The sequence below is a fragment of the Micromonospora sp. NPDC018662 genome, assembly GCF_044391475.1.
Lineage (GTDB): Bacteria > Actinomycetota > Actinomycetes > Mycobacteriales > Micromonosporaceae > Micromonospora.
This window is the reverse complement of the sequence record NZ_JBISAC010000006.1, coordinates 233,083-259,805: the sequence shown is the minus strand read 5'-3', so window position 1 is coordinate 259,805 and position 26,723 is coordinate 233,083. Positions and strand designations below refer to the sequence as shown.

Sequence of the window (26,723 nt, the reverse complement as noted above, 5' to 3'; positions counted from 1 at the left end):
CCGTGCGGACCACCCGCCGAGGGCGGTGAATGAGGGGTCCGTAGGGGTTGGGTCCCAGGTCAGCGCTCAGTAGCGTCCACTCACGGTGACGGGCCGGGTGCCGGCGTACCCCCGTGTGCCGCACCGGCGGCTACCTCGGTGTTCGACGGAATCGATCGGCAGCAACTGCGGGCGGGTGGATCATGGCGGACGAAGAGAAGCTTCTCGAACACCTCAAGTGGGTGACCACCGAGCTCCGTCAGGCGCACCGGCGCCTGCGCGAGCTGGAGGAGCCCGAGCCGATCGCCGTGGTGGCCATGGCCTGCCGGTTCCCCGGCGGCGTGGGCTCCCCGGAGCAGCTCTGGGACCTGGTCGCCGCCGGCACCGACGCGACCGGGCCGTTCCCCACCGACCGCGGCTGGGACCTGGCGACGCTCTACGACCCGGATCCGGACCACCAGGGCACCTCGTACAGCGACCGGGGCGGCTTCCTCACCGACGCCGGCCACTTCGACCCCACCCCGTTCGGCATCAGCCCGCGCGAGGCGCTCGCCATGGACCCGCAGCAGCGGCTGCTGCTGGAGACCACCTGGGAGGTGTTCGAGCGGGCCGGCATCGACGCCGGCACGCTGCGCGGCAGCCGTACCGGGGTGTTCGTGGGCACCGCCGGGCAGGACTACGCGTCGGTGCTGCGCCGGCTGCCCGCCGGCGTCGAGGGGTACGTGCTGACCGGCACCGCCGCCAGCGTCATCTCCGGCCGCCTCGCCTACACGTTCGGCCTGGAAGGGCCGGCCGTCACCATCGACACCGCCTGCTCGTCGTCGCTCGTCGCGTTGCACTTGGCCGCGCAGGCGCTGCGCGACGGCGAGTGCACGCTCGCGGTCGCCGGCGGGGCCAGCGTGATGGCCACCCCGGGTGGCTTCGTCGAGTTCTCCCGCCAACGCGGCCTCGCCGCCGACGGGCGGTGCAAGGCGTTCTCCGCCGCCGCCGACGGCACCGGCTGGGCCGAGGGCGCCGGCCTGGTGCTCGTGGAACGGCTCAGCGACGCCCGCCGGCTCGGTCACCCGGTGCTCGCCGTGATCCGGGGCAGCGCGGTCAACTCCGACGGCGCCAGCAGCGGGCTCACCGCCCCCAACGGACCCGCCCAGCAACGCGTCATCCGGGAGGCCCTGGACAACGCCGGGCTCACCCCCGCCGACGTCGACGTGGTCGAGGCGCACGGCACCGGCACCACGCTCGGTGACCCGATCGAGGCGCAGGCGTTGCTGGCCACGTACGGCCGGGACCGGCCCGCGGACCGGCCGCTGCGGCTCGGCTCGCTGAAGTCGAACCTCGGCCACACCCAGGCCGCCGCCGGCGTCGCCGGCGTGATGAAGATGGTGCTGGCGCTGCGCCACGGCCTGCTCCCGGCCACGCTGCACGCCGACGAGCCCACCCCGCACGTGGACTGGTCGGCCGGCGCGGTCGCGCTGCTCACCGAACCCCGACCCTGGCCGGCCGACCCGGAGCGGGTCCGTCGGGCCGCCGTCTCCTCGTTCGGCATGAGCGGCACCAACGCCCACCTGGTCATCGAGGAGGCCCCGGCCGCCGAGCCGGCACCCGAGCCGACGGCCACCGTGGACCGCCCGGTCGTGCCGGTGCTGCTCTCCGCCGCCGACCCGGCCGCGCTCGCCGCCCAGGCCGGCCGCTGGGCGTCCTGGCTGGACACCGACCCCGTGCCCCGACCGCTCGACGTGGCGTACGCGTCGGTCACCACCCGGACCGCGCTGGACCGGCGGGCCGTGCTCACCGCCACCGACCCGGACGGCCTGCGGGCCGCGCTGCGGGCGCTGGCCGCCGGCGACCCGTCCGGCGCGCTGGTCACCGGCGAGGCGACCGACCGCGGGCCGGTCGCGATGCTCTTCTCCGGGCAGGGCGCGCAACGCGTCGGCATGGGCCGGGAGCTGTACGGGCAGTTCCCGGTGTTCGCGACCGCGCTGGACGAGGTGTGCGCGCACCTGGACCGGGCGTTGCCCCGGCCGCTGACCGAGGTGCTGTTCGCGGCCGAGGGCACGCCCGAGGCGGCGCTGCTGGACCAGACCGCGTTCACCCAGGCCGGCCTGTTCGCGGTCGAGGTGGCGCTGTTCCGGCTGGTCGAGTCGTTCGGCGTCACCCCGGACCTGCTCGCCGGCCACTCCATCGGCGAGGTGACCGCCGCGTACCTGGCCGGGGTGCTGTCGCTGAAGGACGCCTGCCTGCTGGTGGCCGCCCGGGGCGCGCTGATGCAGGCGCTGCCCGCCGGCGGCGGCATGCTCGCCGTCGCCGCCACCGAGGAGCGGGTCCGCGCCGACCTCGACGGGTACGCCGACCGGGTCGGGATCGCCGCGGTCAACGGCCCGTCGTCGGTGGTCGTCTCCGGCGCCGCCGACGCGCTGGACGAGCTGGCCGCACGGTGGACCGGGCAGGACGTCCGGGTGCGGCGGCTCGCCGTGTCGCACGCGTTCCACAGCCCGCTGATGACGCCGATGCTGGACCGCTTCCGCGCGGTGCTGGCGCGACTGACGTTCTCCGCGCCGACGTTGCCGGTGGTGTCGAACCTGACCGGCGCGCTCGCCGAGGGCGACGACCTGCGCACCCCCGACTACTGGGTGCGGCACGTCCGTGAGGCGGTCCGCTACGCCGACGGCGTGGCCGCGCTGCGCGCCGCCGGCGCGGACACGTTCCTGGAGATCGGCCCGCGCAGCGTGCTCACCGCGCTGACCGCCGAGGCGCTGCCCGACGCCGACGGGGTGCTCACCGTCGCCGCCCAGCGGCGCGACCGGCCGGAGACCGAGGCGCTGCTGACGGCGCTGGCCGAGCTGCACGTGCACGGCGTGCCGGTCGACTGGACGCCCTGGTTCGCCGACACCGGCGCCCGCCCGGTCGACCTGCCCACGTACGCGTTCCAGCGGGAGCGGTTCTGGCCGGACGCGCCGGGCTGGCAGGCCGGCGACGTGTCCGGGGCCGGGCTCGGCGTGGCCGGGCACCCGCTGCTCGGCGCCGCCGTCCGGCTCGCCGGCGACGACGAGGTGGTGCTCACCGGGCGGCTGTCCGTGTCCACCCACCCGTGGCTGGCCGACCACGTGGTCGCCGGCGCGGTGGTGGTGCCCGGCACCGCGCTGCTGGAGCTGGTGGTGCGCGCCGGCGACGAGGCCGACGCCGGCCGGATCCGCGAGCTGACCGTGGCCACCCCGCTCACCCTGCCGGCCGCCGGCGCGGTCCGGGTGCAGGTGCGGGTCGGCGCCGCCGACGACAGCGGCGCCCGGCCGGTGACCGTGCACGCCCAGCCCGACGACGACCCGGACGCCGAGTGGGTACGGCACGCCGAGGGCGTGCTGGAACCGGCCGCCGCCGAGGAACCCACGATCGGCGCGTGGCCGCCCGCCGGGGCGTCCGAGGTGGACGTCGCCGGCTGGTACGACGCGTTCGCCGCGCACGGCCTGGCGTACGGGCCGGTGTTCCGGGGCGTGCGCCGGGTCTTCTCCGGCCCGGACGAGGCGTACGCCGAGGTGACGCTCCCCGAGGGGGCCGACCCGACCGGCTTCGGCGTGCACCCGGCGCTGCTCGACGCGGCACTGCACCCGATCGGCCTGCTCGACGCGGGCACCGGCGACGGCCCCCGGGTCCCGTTCGCGTTCGAGGGCGTGCAGGTGCACGCCGCCGGCGCCCGGGTGCTGCGGGTGCGGCTGACCCGCGCCGGCTCGTCGGTGCGGCTGGTCGCGGTGGACGCCGCCGGCGCGCCGGTGGTCTCGGTGGACGCGCTCACCCTGCGGGAGCTGGGCGGGTCCGCGCCGGCGACCACCGCCGACCGGTCGCTGTACGCGCTGACCTGGCCGGTCGAGGAGGTCACCGCACCGGCCACCGCGCCGGTGTGGGCGGTGCTGCGGCAGCAGTCGGCCGGCTCCGGCACGGCCAGCACCGGTACCGAGGGCGCGGTGGAGTATCCGGACGTGGCGGCGCTCGTCGCCGCCGTGACGGCCGGTGGCCCGGCCCCGGAGGCGGTGCTGCTGCGGCTGCCCGCCGGCCCGGCCGACAGCCAGCGCACCGACGACGGGTCCGCCGACAGCCGGCGCACCGACGACGGGTCCGCCGACGGCCCGGCCGACGACCGGCCCGCCGACGACGCGGGCACGACGGCAGCCGCGACCGGTGCCGGCACCGGCCTGCCGGACCGGGTCCGGTCCGTGACCACCGCCGTGCTGGCGACGCTCCAGGACTGGCTGGCCGCCGACACGCTCGCCGACTCGCGCCTGGTGGTGCTCACCCGGGGCGCGGTCGCGGCCACCGACGACGACCGGATCACCGACCTGGCCGGCGCGGCGGTGTGGGGGCTGCTGCGCTCGGCGCAGTCGGAGCACCCGGACCGCATCGTGCTGGTCGACCTGGACCGGGACCCGGACGCCGAGGCGCTGTCGGCGCTGGCCGGGGTGGTCGCCGACCCGACGGCGACCGGCGGTCAGGTGGCGCTGCGCGGTGACGCGGTGCGCGTACCCCGGTTGGCGCGCCCGGCCGACGACGAGCTGAGCCCGCCGGACGGGCCGTGGCATCTCGCGGCGGTCGCGCCCGGCACGCTGGACGGCGTCGCGCCGGTGCCGGCGTCGGTCGCCGAGCCCGGCCCCGGCCAGGTCCGCATCGCGGTACGGGCCACCGGCGTGAACTTCCGGGACGTGCTCATCGCGCTCGGCATGTACCCGGATCCGGCTGCCCGGATGGGCAGCGAGGGCGCCGGCGTGGTCCTGGACGTCGGACCGGACGTCACCGACCTGGCCCCCGGCGACCGGGTGCTGGGCATGTTCGAGCCCGGCTTCGGGCCGCAGGTGGTCGCCGCCCGCGAGCGGGTGGCCCGCATCCCGGCCGGCTGGTCGTTCACCGAGGCGGCCTCCGTGCCGCTGGTGTTCCTGACCGCCTGGTACGCCCTGCGGGACCTGGCCGGCCTGCGCGCCGGTGAGTCGGTGCTGATCCACTCCGGCGCCGGTGGCGTCGGCATGGCGGCCATCCAGATCGCGCACCACCTCGGCGCGACGGTCTACGCCACGGCCAGCCCGGCCAAGTGGGACACGGTACGGGGCCTGGGGGTCGCCCCGGAGCGGATCGCGTCGTCGCGGACCACCGACTTCGAGGCCGCGTTCGCCGCCGCGAGTGACGGTGCCGGGGTGGACGTGGTGCTGGACGCCCTGGCGGGTGAGTTCGTGGACGCGTCGTTGCGGTTGCTGCCGCGCGGCGGACGCTTCGTCGAGATGGGCAAGACGGACCTGCGTGACCCGGAGGTGGTGGCGCGGGAGCATCCGGGCGTCGCGTACCGGTCGTTCGACCTGAACGACGCGGGCGGGACGCGGATCGGGGAGATGCTGGCCGAGCTGCTCGCGCTCTTCGCGCGCGGCGTGCTGTCGCCGCTGCCGGTGCGCGCCTGGGACGTGCGGCAGGCCCGGACCGCGTTGCGGCACCTCAGCCAGGCCCGCCACGTCGGCAAGGTCGTGCTCACCGTGCCTACGCCGGTCGACCCGGAGCGCGTCACGCTGATCACCGGCGCGTCCGGCGCCCTCGCGGGGGTCGTCGCCCGACACCTCGTCGCCACCGGCCAGAGCCGGAACCTGCTGCTGGCCGCCCGCCGGTCCCCGGCCGACGACCCGGCCTACGCGGCGCTGATCGACGAGCTGACCGACGCCGGGGCCACGGTCCGCGCCGTCGCCGTCGACCTCGGTGACGCGGAGCAGGTGACCGCGCTGGTGGCCGGCGTGGACCTGACCGCCGTCCACCACTGCGCGGGCGTGGTAGCCGACGCCACGATCGCGTCGCTGGACGCCGACGCCGTCGAGCGGGTGCTGCGGCCCAAGGTGGACGCCGCCTGGGCGCTGCACGAGGCCACCGCCGGGCACGACCTGTCCGCGTTCGTGCTGTTCTCCTCGTTCGCGGCGACGCTCGGCTCGCCCGGGCAGGGCAACTACGCCGCCGCGAACGCGTTCCTCGACGCGCTCGCCGCCCACCGCCACGCCGCCGGGCTACCGGCCACCGGCATCGGCTGGGGCATGTGGGCCACCACCAGCGCCATGACCGCCCACCTCGACCGGGACGACGCGCGGCGGCTGCGCCGCCTCGGCATGACGCCGCTCACCGCCACCGAGGGCGCCGCCCTGCTCGACGCCGCCACCCGCCGCGCCCGGCCCGCCGTCGCGGCGGCCCGGCTGCGGCTCACCGGCGACGCCGACCGCTACCCGGCGATCCTGCGCGGCCTGGTCCGCACCGGCGCCCGTCGCGCGGCGCAGGTCACCGGCGGCGGCGAGAGCGGCTGGGCCGAGCGGCTCGCCGGTCTCGCCCCGGACGAGGCGACCGCGTTGCTGGTCGAGTTGGTCCGGGCGCAGGCCGCGGCGGTGCTCGGGCACGCGTCGGCGCAGGCGGTGCCCGGCACGCGGGCGTTCAAGGACCTCGGGTTCGACTCGTTGACGTCGGTGGAGCTGCGGAACCGGCTCGCCGCCGCCACCGGGCTGCGGCTGCCCGCCACGCTGGTCTTCGACCACCCCACCCCGGAACGCGTCGCCGGCCTGCTGCACGGGCACCTCGCCACCGCCGCGCCCGCCGCGCCGGCCACCCGTACCGCCGGGGCGGTCGCCGCCGACGAACCACTCGCCATCGTCGGCATGGCCTGCCGCTACCCGGGCGGCATCGCCACCCCCGAGCAGTTGTGGGACCTGGTCGCCGCCGGCGGGGACGCGATCGGCGGGTTCCCGGCCGACCGGGGCTGGGACCTCGACGCGCTCTACGACCCGGACGCCGAACGGGCCGGCACGTCCACCACCCGGCACGGCGGGTTCCTCGCCGACGCCGGCGACTTCGACCCGGCGTTCTTCGGCATCAGCCCGCGCGAGGCCCTCGCGATGGACCCGCAGCAGCGGCTGCTGCTGGAAACCGCGTGGGAGGCGTTCGAGTCCGCCGGCCTCGACCCGGCCACCCGCGCCGGCACCGCCACCGGTGTCTTCGTCGGCGCCGCCTCCTCCGGCTACGCCGCCGACGGCGCCGAAGGGCTCGAAGGCCACCTGCTCACCGGCACCGCCGGCAGCGTCGCCTCCGGCCGCCTCGCCTACACGTTCGGCCTGGAAGGGCCGGCCGTCACCGTCGACACCGCCTGCTCGTCGTCGCTCGTCGCGCTGCACCTCGCCGCGCAGGCGCTGCGCTCCGGCGAGTGCGACCTGGCGCTCGCCGGCGGCGTGGCGCTGATGGCCACGCCGGGCATGTTCTCCGAGTTCTCCCGACAGGGCGGCCTGGCCCCGGACGGCCGGTGCAAGGCGTTCGCCGCCGGCGCCGACGGCACCGGCTGGGGCGAGGGCGCCGGCATCCTGCTGGTGCAGCGCCTCGCCGACGCGCGCCGCGACGGCCGCCGCGTCCTCGCCGTGGTCCGCGGCACCGCCATCAACTCCGACGGCGCGTCCAACGGCCTGACCGCCCCCAACGGCCCGTCCCAGCAGCGCGTCATCCGGGCGGCGCTGGCCGCGGCCCGGCTCGGCCCGGCGGACGTGGACGTGGTGGAGGCGCACGGCACCGGTACCACGCTCGGTGACCCGATCGAGGCGCAGGCGCTGCTCGCCACGTACGGGCAGGGCCGGCCGGACGACCGGCCGCTGCTGCTCGGCTCCATCAAGTCGAACATCGGCCACACCCAGGCCGCCGCCGGCGTCGCCGGGATCATCAAGATGGTCCTCGCCATGCGCCACGGCGTGGTGCCGCCGACGCTGCACGTGGACGCGCCCTCGACGCACATCGACTGGACCGCCGGCGCGGTCACCCTCGTCACGGACGCCGCGCCCTGGCCGGCCGTCGACCGGCCCCGCCGCGCCGCCGTCTCCTCGTTCGGCATCTCCGGCACCAACGCGCACGCCGTCATCGAGGCGGCCCCCGCCGCGCCGCCGGCCGGCCCCGCACCCGCCACCGGCCCCGGCCTGGTCCGCGCCGACGCCGTGCCGCTGCTGCTGTCCGCCCGCAGCGCCCGCGCGCTGCCCGCCCAGGCCGCCCGGCTGCGCGACCACCTCGACGCCCACCCCGACCTGGACCTGGCCGACGTCGGCTGGTCACTGGCCACCGGCCGGGCCCACCACCCGTACCGGCAGGTCACCGTCGCCGCCGGCCGGACCGACGCGCTCGCCGCGCTCACCGCCGCCGCGTCGCCGGCCCAACCCGTCAACGGTACGCCGAAGGTCGTCTTCGTCTTCCCCGGCCAGGGCTCCCAGTGGCCCGGCATGGCGCTCGACCTGCTCGACACCTCGCCGGTCTTCCGGGACCGGATGCGCGAGTGCGCCGCCGAGCTGGCCGGGCTCGTCGACTGGACGCCCGAGGACGTGCTGCGCGGCGCGCCCGACGCCCCGCCGCTGGACCGGGTCGACGTGGTCCAGCCGCTGCTGTTCGCCGTGATGGTGTCGCTGGCCGAGGTGTGGCGCTCCGGCGGCGTACGCCCCGACGCGGTGATCGGCCACTCGCAGGGCGAGATCGCCGCCGCCTGCGTGGCCGGGGCGCTCACCCTGCCCGACGCGATGCGCCTCGTGGTGGCCCGCAGTCGGGCGCTGCTCGCCCTCTCCGGCCGGGGCGGCATGGTCTCCGTACCGCTCTCCGCCGCCGACACCGCCGACCTCATCGCGCCCTGGGGCGACCGGCTCGGCGTCGCCGCGCTCAACGGCGCCACCGTCACCGTCGTCTCCGGTGACGCCGACGCCGTCGACGAGCTGCTCGCCGTCGCCGCCGACCGCGACCTGCGGGCCCGGCGGATCGCGGTCGACTACGCCTCGCACTGCGCGCACGTCGACGCGGTCCGCGACGACCTGACCGCCGCGCTCGGCACGCTCGCACCCCGCCCGAGCCGGGTCGCCTTCCACTCCACCGTCACCGGCGAGCCGATCGACACCACCGACCTGGACGCCGACTACTGGTTCCGCAACCTGCGCGAACCGGTCCGCCTCGCGCCGGTCGTGGACGCGCTGATCGACACCGGTCACCGGGCGTTCGTCGAGATCAGCCCGCACCCGGTGCTCAAGGTCGTGGTGCAGGACGCGCTCGACCGGACGCCCGCCGGGACGCCCGGCGTCGTCGTCGGCTCGCTGCGCCGCGACGAGCACGGCCCCCGCCAGCTCCTCACCGCGCTCGGCGGCCTGCACGCCGCCGGCGTACCGGTCGACTGGGCGGCCGTCTTCGCCGGCTCCGGGGCCACCCGGGTCGACCTGCCCCCGTACGCGTTCCAGCGGGAACGGTTCTGGCCCGAACCGGGCGCGACGCGCGGCGGCGACGTCACCGGCGCCGGTCTCGGCGCCGCCGGGCACCCGCTGCTCGGCGCGGCGGTCCGGCTGGCCGACGCGGACGAGGTGGTGCTGACCGGACGGCTCTCGCTCGCGGCGCAGCCGTGGCTGGCCGACCACGCCGTCGCCGGCACCGTGCTGCTGCCCGGCACCGCGCTGGTCGAGCTGGCGGTCCGGGCCGGCGACGAGGTCGGCGCCGCCCGGGTACGCGAGCTGACGCTTGTCGCCCCGCTGACCCTGCCGGACACCGGGGGAGTCCGGGTGCAGGTACGCGTCGGCGCGCCCGATGACGCCGGGGCCCGCCCGCTGACCGTGCACGCCCAACCCGACGGCGCCACCGACGACGGGTGGACCCGGCACGCCGAGGGTGTGCTGGAACCGGCGACCGCCGAGGAACCGACGCTCGACGCCTGGCCCCCCGCCGGCGCCGCCGAGGTGGACCTCACCGACTGGTACGACACGCTCGCCGGGCACGGCCTGGCGTACGGGCCGGCGTTCCGGGGCCTGCGTCGGGCGTGGACCGCCGACGGCACGGTCTGCGCCGAGGTCGCCCTGCCGGACGGGCCGGCCGACCGCGCCGGCCGGTTCGAGGTGCACCCGGCGCTGCTCGACGCCGCGCTGCACGCCATCGGCCTGCTGCCCGGCGGGGACCGGACGCCCGGACCGCGGGTGCCGTTCATGTTCGGCGGCGTGCAGGTGCACGCGGCCGGCGCGGCGGTGCTGCGGGTGCGGCTGTCCCGCGCCGGCGACACGGTGCGGCTGGTCGCCGCCGACGAGACCGGCGCCCCGGTGGTGTCGGTGGACGAGCTGGTGCTCAAGGAGCTGGGCGCGTCCGTCGTACCGGCTGCCGCCGACCGGTCCGTCCTCGAGGTGACCTGGTCGGCCCGGGACGTCACGCCCGCGGGTGAGTCGCTGTCCTGGGCGACGCTGGCCGGCGTCGGTGCCGACCGGAGCGCCCCGCAGGCGGGAGCGGACCCGCAGCCGCCCGCCGCCGGGCGGCCGGACACCGGCGACGCCGCGGCGTATCCCGACGTGGCCGCGCTGGTGGCCGCCGTCGCGGCCGGCGTGCCGGCCCCGGAGGCGGTGCTGCTGCCGGTCCGGCCCGAACCGACCACCGGTGGATCGACCGGCACGGTGACGGGTGGCGAACCGACCGGCGCGGCCGAGGACGGCGAGGCGGCCGCGACCGGCGGGGACCTGCCGGACCGGGTGCGGTCGGTGACGGTGGCGGTGCTGGCCGCGGTGCAGAGCTGGCTGGCCGCCGACGTGCTGGCCGAGTCGCGGCTGGTGGTGACCACCCGGGGAGCGGTGGCGGCCCGGGACGGCGACCGGATCGTCGACCTGGCCGGCGCGGCGGTGTGGGGGCTGCTGCGGTCCGCGCAGTCCGAGCACCCGGGCCGGATCGTGCTGGCCGACCTGGACCGGACGCCCGACGCCGAGGTGCTGGCGCTGCTCGCCGCCGCGCCGGCCGGCGGTCAGGTCGCGCTGCGCGACGGCGACGTGCTCGTCCCGCGCGTGACGCGCCCGGCCGGCGACCGGCTCGTCCCGTCGACCGACCGCTGGCACGTGGCAGCCGTCGAGCCCGGCACCATCGACGGCGTCGCCCTGCGGCCGACCGACACCCTGCCGCTCGGGGCTGGTGAGGTGCGGGTGGCGGTGCGGGCGGCCGGGGTGAACTTCCGGGACGTGTTGATCGCGTTGGGGATGTATCCGGACGCGTCGGCGGTGATGGGCAGCGAGGGCGCGGGGGTGGTGTTGGAGGTCGGTCCGGGGGTGTCCGGGCTGGCGGTGGGTGATCGGGTGTTCGGGTTGTTCGAGCCGGGCTTCGGGCCGGTGGTGGTGGCGCGGCGGGATCGGATCGCGCGGGTGCCGGAGGGTTGGTCGTTCGTCGAGGCGGCGTCGGTGCCGGTGGTGTTCCTGACGGCGTGGTACGCGTTGCGGGATCTGGCGAACCTGCGTTCCGGTGAGTCGGTGCTGATCCACTCCGGTGCCGGTGGGGTGGGGATGGCGGCGATCCAGATCGCCCGGCATCTCGGCGCGACGGTGTACGCGACGGCGAGCCCCGCGAAGTGGGACACGTTGCGGAGCCTGGGGGTGGCGGACGAGCGGATCGCGTCGTCGCGGACCACGGAGTTCGAGGCCGCGTTCGCCGCGGCGAGTGACGGCGCCGGGGTCGACGTGGTGCTGGACGCCCTGGCGGGTGAGTTCGTGGACGCGTCGTTGCGGTTGCTGCCGCGCGGCGGACGCTTCGTCGAGATGGGCAAGACCGACGTCCGCGACCCGGACCAGGTCGCCGCCCAGCACCCCGGCGTCACGTACCGGGCGTTCGAACTCAACGCGGCCGGCGGCGAGCGCCTCGGCCAGATGCTCACCGAGCTGCTCGACCTGTTCGAGCGCGGCGCGCTGACGCCGCTGCCCATCCGGACCTGGGACGTCCGGCAGGCCCGCACCGCGCTGCGGCACCTGAGCCAGGCCCGCCACGTCGGCAAGGTCGTGCTCACCGTGCCCGCCCTCGCCGAGCCGGACCGCGTCACGCTGGTCACCGGCGCCAGCGGCACCCTCGCCGGCCTGGTCGCCCGGCACCTCGTCGCCACCGGCCAGACCCGCAACCTGCTCCTCGCGGCCCGCCGCGCACCGGCCGACGACCCGGCGTACACGGCCCTCGTGGACGCGCTGACCGACGCCGGGGCCACGGTCCGGGCCGTCCCGGTCGACCTGACCGAACCCGGCCGGGCCGCCGAACTGGTGGCCGGCGTGGACCTGACCGCCGTGTACCACTGCGCCGGCACCATCGCCGACGCCACCGTCACCTCCCTGGACGCCGACGCCGTCGACCGGGTGCTGCGGCCCAAGGTGGACGCCGCCTGGGCGCTGCACGAGGCCACCGCCGGCCTGGACCTGACCGCGTTCGTGCTGTTCTCGTCCATCGCCGCCACGCTCGGCTCACCCGGGCAGGGCAACTACGCCGCCGCGAACGCGTTCCTCGACGCGCTCGCCGCCCACCGCCGGGCGAACGGACTGCCGGCGGCCAGCCTCGCCTGGGGACTCTGGGCCACCACCAGCACCATGACCGCCCACCTCGACGACGGCGAGCACCGGCGCGCCATCCGCGCCGGCAGCGCCCCGCTCACCGACGCCGAAGGGCTCGCGCTGCTCGACGCGGCCCAGCGACACGGCGGCACGCACGCCGTGCTCATGAACGTGCCGACCAGCCCCGACCCGGCCCGCGTGCCGGAACTGCTGCGCGACCTGATCCGCCCGGCCCGGCGGCGGGCCGCCGCGCGTACCGGAGGGGACCTGTCGCTGGCCGAGCGGCTCGCGACGCTCAGCCCCGCCGCCCGGCACAACCAGCTCCTCGACCTGGTCGCCGGCAGCGTCGCCGCGGTGCTCGGCCACCGGTCCGCCGACGGCGTCGACCCGCAACGCCCGTTCAAGGAACTCGGCTTCGACTCGCTGACCTCGGTGGAGCTGCGCAACCGGCTCGCCGCCGCCACCGGGCTGCGACTGCCCGCCACCGTGGCGTTCGACCACCCCACCCCGGTCGTGCTCGCCGAACACCTCGACCGGGAGATCGGCGGCCGGGCCGCGCCCGCCGCCACGCCGGCAGGCACCGCGACCACCGCCGTCGACGAGCCGATCGCCGTGGTCGGCATGGCCTGCCGCTTCCCCGGTGACGTCCACAGCCCCGAGGACCTGTGGGACCTGGTCACCGCCGGCGCGGACGTGATCGCGCCGTTCCCCACCGACCGGGGCTGGGACCTGGCCGGCCTGCTCGACGACGGCGACGACCGGCCCGCGCCCCGGCACGGCGGCTTCCTCTACGACGCCGCCGACTTCGACGCCGCGTTCTTCGGCATCAACCCGCGCGAGGCGCTCGCCATGGACCCGCAGCAGCGGCTGCTGCTGGAGACCTCGTGGGAGGCGCTGGAACGCGCCGGCGTCGACCCGTCCACCGTGCGCGGCAGCAGCACCGGCGTCTACGTCGGCCTGATCTACCACGACTACGCCGGCACCGCCGTCGGGACCGACGAGGAACTCGACGGGTACGTGGGCAACGGCAGCGCCGGCAGCGTCGCCTCCGGCCGCATCTCCTACCTGCTCGGCCTGGAAGGCCCGGCGGTCACCGTCGACACCGCCTGCTCGTCGTCGCTGGTCGCGTTGCACCTGGCCGCCCAGGCGCTGCGCCAGCAGGAGTGCGGCCTGGCGCTGGCCGGCGGCGTCACGGTCATGTCCAGCCCCGGCATGCTCGCCGAGTTCTCCCGGCAGCGCGGCCTGTCCCCGGACGGGCGGTGCAAGGCGTTCGGCGCCGACGCCGACGGCACCGGCTTCGCCGAGGGCGTCGGCATGCTGCTGCTGGAACGCCTCTCCGACGCCCGCCGCAACAATCGCCGGATCCTCGCCGTGCTGCGCGGCAGCGCGGTCAACCAGGACGGCGCCAGCAGCGGCCTCACCGCCCCCAACGGCCCGTCCCAGCAACGGGTCATCCGGGCCGCCCTGGCCAACGCGCGGCTGTCCCCGGCCGACGTGGACGTGGTCGAGGCGCACGGCACCGGCACCGCCCTCGGCGACCCGATCGAGGCGCAGGCGCTGCTCGCCACGTACGGGCAGGACCGGACGGAGCCGCTGCTGCTCGGTTCCGTGAAGTCGAACATCGGCCACACCCAGGCCGCCGCCGGCGTCGCCGGGATCATCAAGATGGTCCTCGCCATGCGGCACGGCGTGGTGCCGCCGACGCTGCACGCCGACCAGCCGTCCCCGCACGTCGACTGGGCGTCCGGCGCGGTCACGCTGGCCACGACGGCGGCGCCCTGGCCGGCCGTCGACCGGCCCCGCCGCGCCGCCGTCTCGTCATTCGGCATCTCCGGCACCAACGTGCACGCCATCCTGGAACAGGCCCCCGAACCCACCCAGGCACCCACCACGCCGCCCGCCGTCACCGGCGACCTCGGCACCCCGTGCGTGCTCTCCGCCCGCACCCCGGACGCGCTGCGCGCCCAGGCCGACCGGCTGGCCGCCTGGATCGAGGCGAACCCGGCGGTGCCGCTGGCCGACCTCGGCCACGCGCTCGCCACCGGACGGTCCGCGTTCGAACACCGGGCCGTGCTGCTGCCGCGCGACCGTACGGGCCTGCTCGCCGGCCTGGCCGCCGTCGCCGCCGACGAACCGTCGTCCACAGTGGTACGCGGCACCGCCGGCACCGGCCGGCTCGCCGTGCTCTTCTCCGGTCAGGGCGCGCAGCGCCCCGGCATGGGCCGCGAGGCGTACCGGGCGTTCCCGGTCTTCGCCGCCGCGCTGGACGAGGCCTGCCGGCACCTCGACCCGCTGCTGCCCCGACCGCTGCGGCCGGTGCTCTTCGCACCCGAGGGCGCCCCGGAGGCGGCGCTGCTGGACCGCACCGAGTTCACCCAGCCGGCGCTGTTCGCCGTCGAGGTGGCGCTGTTCCGCCTGGTCGAGTCGTTCGGGATCACCCCCGACGTGGTCGGCGGCCACTCGGTCGGCGAGATCACCGCCGCGTACGTGGCCGGGGTGCTCTCCCTGCCCGACGCCGCCACGCTTGTCGCCGCGCGCGGCCGGCTCATGCAGGCGCTGCCCGACGGCGGCGGCATGCTCGCCGTCGCCGCGCCCGAGGACGAGGTGACCGCCGCGCTCGCCGGGTACGCCGACCGGGTCGGGATCGCCGCCGTCAACGGCCCGTCGTCGGTGGTCGTCTCCGGCGCGTCGGACGCGCTCGACGAACTGGCACGCCACTGGCGGGAGCGGGGCGTACGCACCCGCCGGCTGCGGGTCAGCCACGCGTTCCACAGCCCGCTGATGGCCCCGATGCTGGACGCGTTCCGGGCCGTCGTCGACGAACTCACCCTCGACCCGCCGCGCCTGCCGGTGCTGTCGAACCTGACCGGCCGCGTCGCCGAGCCGGACGCGCTGCGCGACCCCGACTACTGGGTGCGGCACGTCCGCGACGCGGTCCGCTTCGCCGACGGCATCGCCGACCTGCGGCAGCGCCACGTCGGCACGTACCTGGAGGTCGGGCCGGACGGGGTGCTCGCCGGCATGATCCGCGACTGCCTCGGCGACGACGCCACGCCGGTGGTCGTGCCGACGCTGCGCGCCGGACGCACCGAGGGGGCCGCGCTGCTCACCGCGCTCGCCGAGGCGTACGCCGGTGGCGTGCCGGTGGACTGGACGCCACTGACCGGCGGGGGCGCGCCGCTGGACCTGCCCACGTACCCGTTCCAGCGGCGGCGCTTCTGGCCCGACGCCACCGGCTGGCGGGCCGGTGACCTGACCGGCGCCGGACTGGCCGCGTCCGGCCACCCGCTGCTCGGCGCCGCGGTGCGGCTGGCCGGCGCGGACGAGACGGTGCTGACCGGCCGGCTCGCGGTGTCCGCGCAGCCCTGGCTGGCCGAGCACGTCGTGGCCGGTGCCGTGCTGCTGCCCGGCACCGCGCTGGTGGAGCTGGTGGTGCGCGCCGGCGACGAGGTCGACGCCCCCCGGGTACGCGACCTCACCGTCACCGCCCCGCTGGTGCTGCCCGCCACCGGCGGTGTCCGGGTGCAGGTGCGGGTCGGCGCCGCCGACGACACCGGCGGCCGGGACGCCGCCGTGTACGCCCAGCCGGACGACGACCCGGACGCGGAGTGGACCCGGCACGCCGAGGCGGTGCTGGAGCCGGCCGCCGCCGACGAGCCCGGCCTCGCCGCCTGGCCGCCGCCCGGCGTCACCGAGACGGACCTGACCGGCTGGTACGAGACGCTCGTCGGCCACGGCCTGACGTACGGACCGACGTTCCAGGGCCTGCGCCGGGCCTGGACCGGCCGCGACGAGGTGTACGCCGAGGTGGCGCTGCCCGACACCACGGTGGCCGGGTTCGCGGTGCACCCGGCGCTGCTGGACGCCGCGCTGCACCCGATCGGCCTCCTGCCGGACGCAGACGCGTCGACCGGACCGCGCGTGCCGTTCGCGTTCGAGGGCGTGCAGGTGCACGCCGCCGGGGCTCGGCTGCTGCGGGTGCGGCTGACCCGCGCCGGCGCCGGGGTACGCCTGGTGGCGGCCGACGAGACCGGCGCGCCGGTGGTGTCGGTCGACACGCTGGTGCTGCGCGAACTGGCCGCCACTCCCACCACGGGTGCGGGCCCCCGGTCGCTGTACGCGGTGACCTGGCCGGCCGAGGAGATCCCGCCGGCCGAGGCGGACCTGACCTGGGCGGCGCTCGTCCCGGCCCGACCGGCCGACGCCGACGCGGACCGCCCGGCCCGGGGCGGGAAGGCGGCCGGACGCGGCGCGGCCCGGCCGAACACCGGATCCCCGACCACCGGCTGGCTCGACCCGACCGGGGCGGTGCCGGCGTTCCCGGACGTCGCGGCGCTGGTGGCAGCCGTCGAGGCCGGCACGCCCACCCCCGACGCGATTCTGCTGCCGATCGATCTCCCGGCGCGCACCGCCGACGCCCTGACCGGCACGGCGGGCAGCGGCGTGGTCGATGCGACGGCCGAGGGGGCGGGCGTCCAGGGGGACCTGCCCGCCCGGGTGCGGTCGCTGACGACAGCGGTGCTGGCGGGCGTGCAGGCGTGGCTGGCCGCCGACGTGCTCGCCGACTCGCGGCTGGTGGTGGTGACTCGCACCGCGGTGAGCACCGGCGACGACGACCGGGCGGTCGACCCGGCCGCCGCGGCGGTGTGGGGGCTGCTGCGCTCGGCGCAGTCCGAACACCCGGACCGGATCGTGCTGGTGGACACCGACGTCGCCCTCGACCGGCGCGCGCTCGGCGTGCTGGCCGCCGTGGTGGCGGACCCGTCCCCGTCGGGCGGTCAGCTCGCGCTGCGCGGCGACCGGGTGTGCGTACCCCGGTTGGTGCGCCCGACGAACGCGGAGCTGGTGCCGCCGGCGGCGGGCGGCTGGCACGTCGCCGCCGCGCGTCCCGGCACGCTCGACGGCGTCGAGATCGTGCCGGCCACGCCGGTCCCGCTCGCGGCCGGTGAGGTGCGGGTGGCGGTGCGGGCGGCCGGGGTGAACTTCCGGGACGTGTTGATCGCGCTCGGGATGTATCCGGACGCGTCGGCGGTGATGGGCAGCGAGGGCGCCGGGGTGGTGCTGGAGGTCGGTCCGGGGGTGTCCGGGCTGGGCGTGGGTGACCGGGTGTTCGGGTTGTTCGAGCCCGGGTTCGGTCCGGTGGTGGTGGCGCGGCGGGATCGGGTCGCGCGGGTGCCGGTGGGTTGGTCGTTCGTCGAGGCGGCGTCGGTGCCGGTGGTGTTCCTGACCGCCTGGTACGCGTTGCGGGATCTGGCGAACCTGCGTTCCGGTGAGTCGGTGCTGATCCACTCCGGTGCCGGTGGGGTGGGGATGGCGGCGATCCAGATCGCCCGGCATCTCGGCGCGACGGTCTACGCGACGGCGAGCCCCGCGAAGTGGGACACGTTGCGGAGTCTGGGGGTGGCGGACGAGCGGATCGCGTCGTCGCGGACCACCGACTTCGAGGCCGCGTTCGCCGCCGCGAGCGGCGGTGCCGGGGTCGACGTGGTGCTGGACGCCCTGGCCGGTGAGTTCGTGGACGCGTCGTTGCGGTTGCTGCCGCGCGGCGGACGCTTCGTCGAGATGGGCAAGACGGACCTGCGGGATCCGGAGGTGGTGGCGCGGGAGCACCCGGGCGTCGCCTACCGGTCGTTCGACCTGAACGAGGCCGGCGGCGAGCGCATCGGTCAGATGCTGGGCGAGCTGCTCGCGCTGTTCACCAGCGGCGCGTTGCGGCCCCTGCCGGTCCGGACCTGGGACGTGCGGCAGGCGCGGGCCGCGCTGCGGCACCTCAGTCAGGCGCGGCACGTCGGCAAGGTCGTGCTCACCGTGCCTACGCCGGTCGACCCGGAGCGCGTCACGCTGATCACCGGCGCGTCCGGCGCCCTCGCGGGGGTCGTCGCCCGGCACCTCGTCGCCACCGGCCAGAGTCGGAACCTGCTGCTGGCCGCCCGCCGGTTCCCGGCCGACGACCCGGCCTACGCGGCAGTGGTCGAGGCACTGGAAACGGCCGGCGCGACCGTCCGCGTCGCCACCGTCGACGTGACGGACGACGCACAGGTCACCGCGCTGGTGGCCGGCGTGGACCTGACCGCCGTGTACCACTGCGCCGGCACCATCGCCGACGCCACCGTCACCTCGCTGGACGCCGACGCCGTCGAGCGGGTGCTGCGGCCCAAGGTGGACGCCGCCTGGGCGCTGCACCGGGCCACCGCCGGGCACGACCTGTCCGCGTTCGTGCTGTTCTCGTCCATCGCGGCCACGCTCGGCTCGCCCGGGCAGGGCAACTACGCCGCCGCGAACGCGTTCCTCGACGCGCTCGCCGCCCACCGACGGGCGAACGGGCTGGCGGCCACCAGCATCGGCTGGGGCGCGTGGGCCACCGACGGCATGGCCGGGCGGCTCGACGCCGGCGACCGGCAGCGACTCGGCCGGATCGGCATGACCGGCCTCAGCGCCGCCGAGGGGGCGGCCCTGCTCGACGCCGCCGCCGCGCAACCGCTGCCCGCCGTGGTCGCCGCCCGGCTGCGGGTCACCGGCGGTCAGACGCACCTTCCGCCGCTGCTGCGGCTGCTGGCCCCCACCGGCGTACGCCGGCAGGCCCGCACCGGCGACGCGCAACCCACCGGCTGGGCCGAGCGGCTCGCCGGCCTGGCCCCGGACGAGGCGACCGCGCTGCTGGTCGAGTTGGTCCGGGCGCAGGCCGCGGCGGTGCTCGGGCACGCGTCGGCGCAGGCGGTGCCCGGCACGCGGGCGTTCAAGGACCTCGGGTTCGACTCGTTGACGTCGGTGGAGCTGCGGAACCGGCTCGCCGCCGCCACCGGGCTGCGGCTGCCCGCCACGCTGGTCTTCGACCACCCCACCCCGGAACGCCTCGCCGAGCACCTGCACGAACGACTCGGCCACCGGCCGGCCGCCGTCACCACCGCCATCCGGGCCACCGCCACCGAGGACGACGACCCGATCGCCATCATCGGCATGGCCTGCCGGCTCCCCGGCGGCGTCACCAACCCGGACCAACTGTGGGACTTGGTCGCCACCGGCGGCGACGGGATCGCCGAGTTCCCCGCCGACCGGGGCTGGGACCTCGACGCGCTCTACGACCCGGACGCCGACCGCGCCGGCACGTCCACCACCCGGCACGGCGGGTTCCTGCCCGGCGCCGCCGACTTCGACCCGGCGTTCTTCGGCATCAGCCCCCGTGAGGCCCTCGCGATGGACCCGCAGCAGCGGCTGCTGCTGGAGACCTCGTGGGAGGCGTTCGAGTCCGCCGGCCTCGACCCCCACGACCGCACCACGACCACCGGTGTCTTCGCCGGTCTGATCCACCACGACTACGCCGGCCGGCTCGACGCCTCCGAGGAGCTGGAGGGCTACCTGGTCAACGGCACCGCCGGCAGCGTCGCCTCCGGTCGCGTCGCGTACGTCTTCGGGCTGGAAGGACCGGCCGTCACCGTCGACACCGCCTGCTCGTCGTCGCTCGTCGCGCTGCACCTGGCCGGGCAGGCGCTGCGGGCCGGGGAGTGCGACCTGGCGTTGGCCGGTGGAGTCACCGTGATGGCGACGCCCAGCGCGTTCGTCGGCTTCTCCCGCCAGCGCGGGCTGGCCCCCGACGGGCGGTGCAAGTCGTTCGCCGCCGGCGCCGACGGGACGAGCTGGGGCGAGGGCGTCGGCATGCTGCTGGTCGAGCGGCTCAGCGACGCCCGCCGTCGCGGCCACCGGGTCCTCGCCGTGGTGCGGGGTACGGCGGTGAACCAGGACGGGGCGTCAAACGGCCTGACCGCGCCGAACGGTCCGTCGCAGCAGCGCGTGATCCGGCAGGCCCTGGCCAACGCGCGGCTGACGACCGCCGACGTGGACGCGGTGGAGGCGCACGGCACCGGCACCACGCTGGGTGACCCGATCGAGGCGCAGGCGGTGCTGGCCACGTACGGGCAGGACCGGCAGACGCCGCTGCTGCTCGGGTCGGTGAAGTCGAACATCGGGCACACGCAGGCGGCGGCCGGTGTCGCGGGCATCATCAAGATGGTCCTGGCGATGCGGCACGGCGTGGTGCCGCCGACGTTGCACGTGGATGAGCCGTCGCCGCACATCGACTGGTCGGCGGGGGCGGTGACGCTGGCGACGGCTGCGACGCCGTGGCCGGTGGTGGATCGGCCGCGTCGGGCGGCGGTGTCGTCGTTCGGTATCTCCGGCACCAACGCCCACGTCATCCTGGAACAGCCCACGGACGTCATCGAGCCGGCGAGCGTCGGGGAGTCGACCGGCGGGCCGGTGCCGGTGTTGCTGTCGGCGCGTACCGACGCGGCGCTCGCCGCGCAGGCCGGTCGCTGGGCGCGCTGGCTCGCCGCCGACGAGACGCTGCGCCCGGCCGACGTCGGATGGTCGGCGTTCACCACCCGGCCCGCGCTGGAGCAGCGGGCCGTCCTCGGCGTCACCGACCGGGACGACCTGCTCGCCGCGCTGCGCGCGCTGGCCGGTGGCACGCCCACCGGCGCGGTGACCACCGGCCCCGCCGGCCCGCGCGGTCGTCTGGCGGTGCTGTTCTCCGGGCAGGGCGCGCAGCGTGCCGGCATGGGCCGCGAGTTGTCCGACGCGTTCCCGGTGTTCGCCGCCGCGTTGGACGAGGTCTGCGGGCACCTGGACCCGCTGCTGCCGGAGCCGTTGAAGCCGGTGCTGTTCGGCGACGGCGACCTGCTGGACCAGACGCAGTTCACCCAGGCCGGCCTGTTCGCGGTCGAGGTGGCGCTGTTCCGCCTGGTCGAGTCGTTCGGCGTGACGCCGGACTTCGTCGGCGGGCACTCGATCGGCGAGATCACCGCCGCTCACGTCGCGGGCGTGCTCTCCCTGCCGGACGCGTGCCGGTTGGTGGCAGCGCGGGGCCGGTTGATGCAGGCGCTGCCGGCCGGCGGCGGGATGCTCGCGGTCGCGGCGCCCGAGGCCGACGTGACGGCGTCCATCGCCGGTCACGCGGACGTCGGGATCGCGGCGGTCAACGGCCCGTCGTCGACAGTGGTCTCCGGTGACCTGAGCGCGTTGGACGAGATCGAGCGCGCGTGGCGGGACCGGGGTGTGCGCACCCGCCGGCTGACCGTGTCGCACGCGTTCCACAGCCCGCTGATGGAGCCGATGCTGGCCGAGTTCCGCACGGTCCTCGACCGGCTGACGTTCGCCGCGCCGCTGCTGCCGATCGTGTCCAACGTGACCGGCGCGCTCGCCGGGTCCGACGAGATCACCACTGTCGACTACTGGGTGCGGCACGTGCGGGAGGCGGTCCGGTTCGCCGACGGGGTGACCGCGTTGCGGGACGCCGGGGTGGACACGTTCCTGGAGATCGGCCCGCAGAGCGTGCTGACCGCGCTGGCGGCGGAGATCCTGCCGGACGACGAGGTGGTCGCCGTCGCCGTGCAGCGCCGGGACCGGGACGAGGCGGGCGCGCTGCTGGCCGGGCTGGCCGAGCTGCACGTGCACGGCGTCCGCGTCGACTGGGCGCCCTGGTTCGCCGGCGCCACCCGCGTCGAGCTGCCCACGTACGCGTTCCAGCACGAGCGGTTCTGGCCCGACACGCCGACCCGGACTGACGCCTCCGACGCCGAGTTCTGGGCCGCCGTGGAGAGCGGCGACCTGACCGCGCTCGCCGGTCACCTCGCCGACGACGCCCTCGACACGCTCGCCCCGGCGCTGCCCGCGCTCACCACCTGGCGGCGGGCCCGCACCCGGCGTACCCCGGCCGACCGGTGGGCGTACCAGGTCACCTGGAAGCGGCTCGACCTCGACGAGCGGCCCGCCGCCGGCGGCGCCTGGCTGGTCGTCGCCCCGGCCGGCGAACCCGCCACCGCCGACGTCGCCGCCGCGCTGGCCGGCGCGGAGCTGCGCCCGGTCACCGTCGACCCCGCCACCGCCACCCGGACCGACCTCGCCGCCGCGCTCGGCAAGGCGCTCGCGGACGGGCCGGTCGACGGCGTGGTCTCGCTGCTCGGCCTGCACGACGCGCCGCACCCGGAGCATCCGGCGCTGCCCGCCGGCACCGCAGCCACGCTGCTGCTGATCCAGGCGCTGCACGACACCGGCGACACGCCGCCGCTGTGGTGCCTCACCCGGGACGCGGTCGCCGTCGACGGCGACGACCCGGTGCACGGCGTCGCCCAGGGCGGCCTGTGGGGCCTGGCCCGGGTCGCCGGGCTGGAACTGCCCCGGCTGCGCGTCAACCTGCTCGACCTGCCCGCCGGCGACGGTGACACCCACATCGAACCCGCCCGGCTCGCCGCCGCGCTCACCGCCGACGGCGACGAGGACCAGTTCGCGCTGCGCGACGGCGGCCTCTACGCGCGCCGCCTGGTCCGCGCCACCCCGGCCGCGCCGGCCGCCGCCGACCGGTGGCAGCCCGCCGGCACGGTGCTGGTCACCGGCGGCACCGGCGCGCTCGGCGCGCACGTCGCCCGCTGGGCGGCCGGCGCCGGTGCGGAGCACCTGGTGCTCACCAGCCGACGCGGCGACGCCGCCCCCGGCGCGGCCGAGCTGCGCGACGAGCTGACCGCGCTCGGCGTACGCGTCACGATCGCCGCCTGCGACGTGGCCGACCGGGACGCGGTCGCCGCGCTGCTGACCCGCCTCGACGCCGACCCGGCGCCGCTGACCGCCGTGGTGCACGCCGCCGGGCTCAACGACGTGGCGCCGCTGCTCGACACCGACCCGGACCGGCTGGCCGGCGTGCTCACCGGCAAGACCGCCGGCGCGGTGCACCTCGACGAGCTGCTCGGCGACCGGCCGCTCGACGCGTTCGTGCTGTTCGCCTCCATCGCCGGGGTGTGGGGCAGCGGCGGGCAGGCCGGCTACGCGGCCGGCAACGCCCACCTCGACGCGCTGGCCGCCCGGCGGCACGCCCGCGGCCTCGCCGCCACCTCGGTGGCCTGGGGACCGTGGGCCGACGGCGGCATGGCCACCGACGACGCGCAGCGCGAACTGGCCCGACGCGGCCTGCGGGCGATGGCCCCCGCCGATGCGCTGCACGCCATGCGCGTCGCGGTCGGGCGCGGCGACGCCACCCTCATCGTGGCGGACGTGGACTGGGCGACGTTCGCCCCCGCGTACGCGTCGAGCCGTCCCCGGCCGTTCCTGGCCGACCTGCCCGAGGCCCGGCAGGCCGTCCGCGCCGCCGCGGAGGTCCCCGCCGACGGCGGCGCCGCGCTGCGCGACCAGCTCCGCGAGCTGTCCACCGAGGACCGGGACCGCAAGCTCGTCGAGCTGGTCCGCGCCGAGGCGGCGGCCGTGCTCGGCCACGGCGGTCCGGAGCGGGTCAAGCCCCGGCGGGCGTTCAAGGACCTCGGCTTCGACTCGCTGACCGCGGTCGAGCTGCGTAACCGGCTCAACCGGGCCACCGGCCTGTCGCTGCCCACCACGCTGGTCTTCGACCACCCCGACCCGGCCGCGCTCGCCGACCACCTGCGCGCCACGCTGCTGCCCGACGCGTCGACCACGCCGACGGCGGACCCGGCCGAGACCGCGGTACGCCAGGCGCTGGCCACCGTCCCGCTCGCCCGCATCCGCGAGGCCGGGCTGCTGGAGCTGCTGCTCGGCCTCACCGACGGCGACGGCCCCGCGCCCGAGCCGGACGGCGCGGAGGTCGACCTCGACGACCTCGACACCGACACCCTGATCCGGCTGGCCCTCGACGGCTCCGAGTCCTGACGCCCCACGTACGGAGTAGATGATGTCCACGTCTTCAGACAAGGTCGTCGAGGCGCTTCGGGCCTCCCTCAAGGAGACCAGCCGGCTCAAGCAGCTCAACCAGCAGCTGAGCGCCGCCGCCCGGGAGCCGATCGCGATCGTCGCGATGTCCTGCCGCTACCCGGGCGGGGTGTCCACCCCCGAGCAGCTGTGGGAGCTGGTGGACGCCGGCGGCGACGCGATCGGCGGCTTCCCCACCGACCGGGGCTGGGACCTGGCCAACCTCTACGACCCGTCCGCCGACCGGGTCGGCCGTTCCACCACCCAGCAGGGCGGCTTCCTCTACGACGCGGCCGGCTTCGACGCCGAGTTCTTCGGCATCAGCCCGCGCGAGGCGCTCGCCATGGACCCGCAGCAGCGGCTGCTGCTGGAGACGTCGTGGGAGGCGTTCGAGACCGCCGGCATCGCCCCCTCGTCGGTACGCGGCCAGAAGGTCGGCGTGTTCGTCGGCACCGCCGCCAACGGCTACGGCGTCGCCGCCGACGGCGGCGCGACCGACGCCGACGAGGGCTACCTGCTCACCGGCACCGTCACCAGCGTCGTCTCCGGGCGGATCGCGTACGCGCTGGGCCTGGAAGGGCCGGCCGTCACCGTGGACACCGCCTGCTCGTCGTCGCTGGTCGCGCTGCACCTGGCCGCGCAGGCGCTGCGGGCCGGCGAGTTCGACCTGGCGCTCGCCGGCGGCGTGACCGTGATGGCCAGCCCCAGCGCGTTCGTCGGCTTCTCCCGCCAGCGCGGGCTCGCCTCCGACGGACGCTGCAAGTCGTTCGCCGCCGCCGCCGACGGCACCGGCTGGGCCGAGGGCGTCGGCCTGCTGCTCGTCGAACGGCTCGCCGACGCCCGGCGCAACGGCCACCCGGTGCTCGCGGTGCTGCGTGGCAGCGCGATCAACCAGGACGGCGCGTCCAACGGGCTCACCGCCCCCAACGGCCCCTCCCAGCAGCGGGTCATCCGGCAGGCGCTCAGCAACGCCCGGCTGGACGCCGGCGACGTGGACGCGGTCGAGGCGCACGGCACCGGCACCACGCTCGGCGACCCGATCGAGGCGCAGGCGCTGCTGGCCACGTACGGGCGGGACCGCGACGGCCGCGACCCGCTCTGGCTGGGCTCGATCAAGTCGAACCTGGGCCACAGCCAGTCCGCCGCCGGCGTCGCCGGCGTGATCAAGATGGTGCAGGCCATCCGGCACGGCCGGCTGCCCGCCACGCTGCACGTCGACACGCCGTCCCCGCACATCGACTGGTCCGCCGGCGCGGTGGAGCTGCTCACCGAGGCCCGGAGCTGGCCGGCGGTGGACCGGCCGCGCCGCGCCGCGATCTCCTCGTTCGGCATCAGCGGCACCAACGCCCACGTCATCGTGGAACAGGCCGACCCGACGCCCGCCCCGGCGCCCGTCACCGACCGGCCGGCGCTGGTCGCCGGCGCGGCCACCGTCTGGTCGCTCTCCGCCCGGTCCGCCGACGCGCTGCGCGAGCAGGCCACCCGGCTGGCCCGCCACGTCCGCGACCACGCCGACCTCGACCCGGCCCGGCTGGCCTGGTCGCTGGTCACCACCCGGTCGGTGTTCGAGCACCGGGCCGCAGTGGTCGCCGCCGACCCCGAGCAGCTCCTCGCCGGCCTGGACGCGGTCGCCGCCGGCACGCCCGCCGCCACCGTCGTCACCGGGCAGGCCGGCGAGCCGGGGGAGGGGCCGGTCTGGGTGTTCCCCGGCCAGGGCGCGCAGCACGCCGCCATGGCCGCCGAGCTGATCGGCGCCGCGCCGGTCTTCGACGAGGCGCTCGCCGAGTGCCAGGCCGAACTGGACCGCTGGCTCGACGTCGACGTGGTCGCGTTGCTCACCGGCCCCGACGACTCGTGGCTGACCCGCTCCGAGATCGCCCAGCCGGCGCTGTTCGCGGTCGGCGTGGCGCTGGCCCGGCTGTGGCGGCACGCCGGGATGAGCCCGCGCGCCGTGATCGGCCACTCCCAGGGCGAGATCGTCGCCGCCCACGTGGCCGGCGCGCTCACCCTCGCCGACGCGGCCCGGGTGCTGGCGTTGCGCCTGCGGGCCCTGGCCGACGTCGCCGGCACCGGCACCATGGCCGCCGTCGACCTGCCCGCCGCCGAGCTGGCCACCCGCCTGCCCGAGGGCGTGACCGTCTCGGTGGTCAACGGCCCCGCCACCACCGCCGTCGCCGGGCCGTCCCAGGCCATCGCCGACCTGATCGCCACGCTGGTCGCCGACGGCGTACGGGCCCGGCCGGTGGCCGTCGACTACGCCTCGCACTCCCCGGCCGTGGCGCCGGTCGCCGACCGGCTCCGCACCGAGCTGGCCGGCCTGACGCCGCGCGCCGGCGACGTGCCGATCATCTCCACGGTCACCGGCGACTGGTGCGACGGCGCCCGCCTCGACGCCGACCACTGGGCGGACAACCTGCGCCTGCCGGTGCTGTTCGACACCGCCGTGCGCACCGCGATCGACGCCGGGCACACCGACTTCGTCGAGGTGTCGCCGCACCCGGTGCTCGCCATGTCGGTCGCGGCCATCCTGGACGACACCGGCACCGCCGGCCGCGCGCTGTCCACGCTGCGGCGCGGCGAGGACGCCCGGCTGCGGCTGCTGACCAGCATCGCCCACGCCCACGCGCACGGCCTGCCGGTGGAACTGGACCGGGTCCTCGCCCCCGCGCCGGTCCTCACCGGCCTGCCCACGTACGCGTTCCAGCGCCGGCGCTA

Annotated in this window: 2 protein-coding genes (1 of these 2 running past the window's edge); both read left to right on the top strand. The window is 77.0% G+C overall.

The annotated features are described in order from the left end of the window. Window positions 1-182 precede the first annotated feature (182 nt). Window positions 183-23,969, top strand: a complete 23,787-nt coding sequence (locus ACH495_RS19420) for a type I polyketide synthase (protein ID WP_396859126.1) — start codon at window positions 183-185, stop codon at window positions 23,967-23,969. Between the two features lie 22 nt (window positions 23,970-23,991). Continuing rightward, a protein-coding gene (locus ACH495_RS19415; RefSeq protein WP_396859125.1) for a type I polyketide synthase crosses the window boundary here: on the top strand, window positions 23,992-26,723 show its start. Its footprint extends 26,851 nt past the window's final position; only the first 2,732 of its 29,583 coding nucleotides appear in the window; its start codon is at window positions 23,992-23,994; its stop codon lies beyond the right edge, outside the window.

What these genes read in the sequence shown, in the direction of transcription:
- ACH495_RS19420 (WP_396859126.1), top strand. Translation starts at nt 183, where the DNA reads ATGGCGGACGAAGAGAAGCTTCTCGAACACCTCAAGTGGGTGACCACC.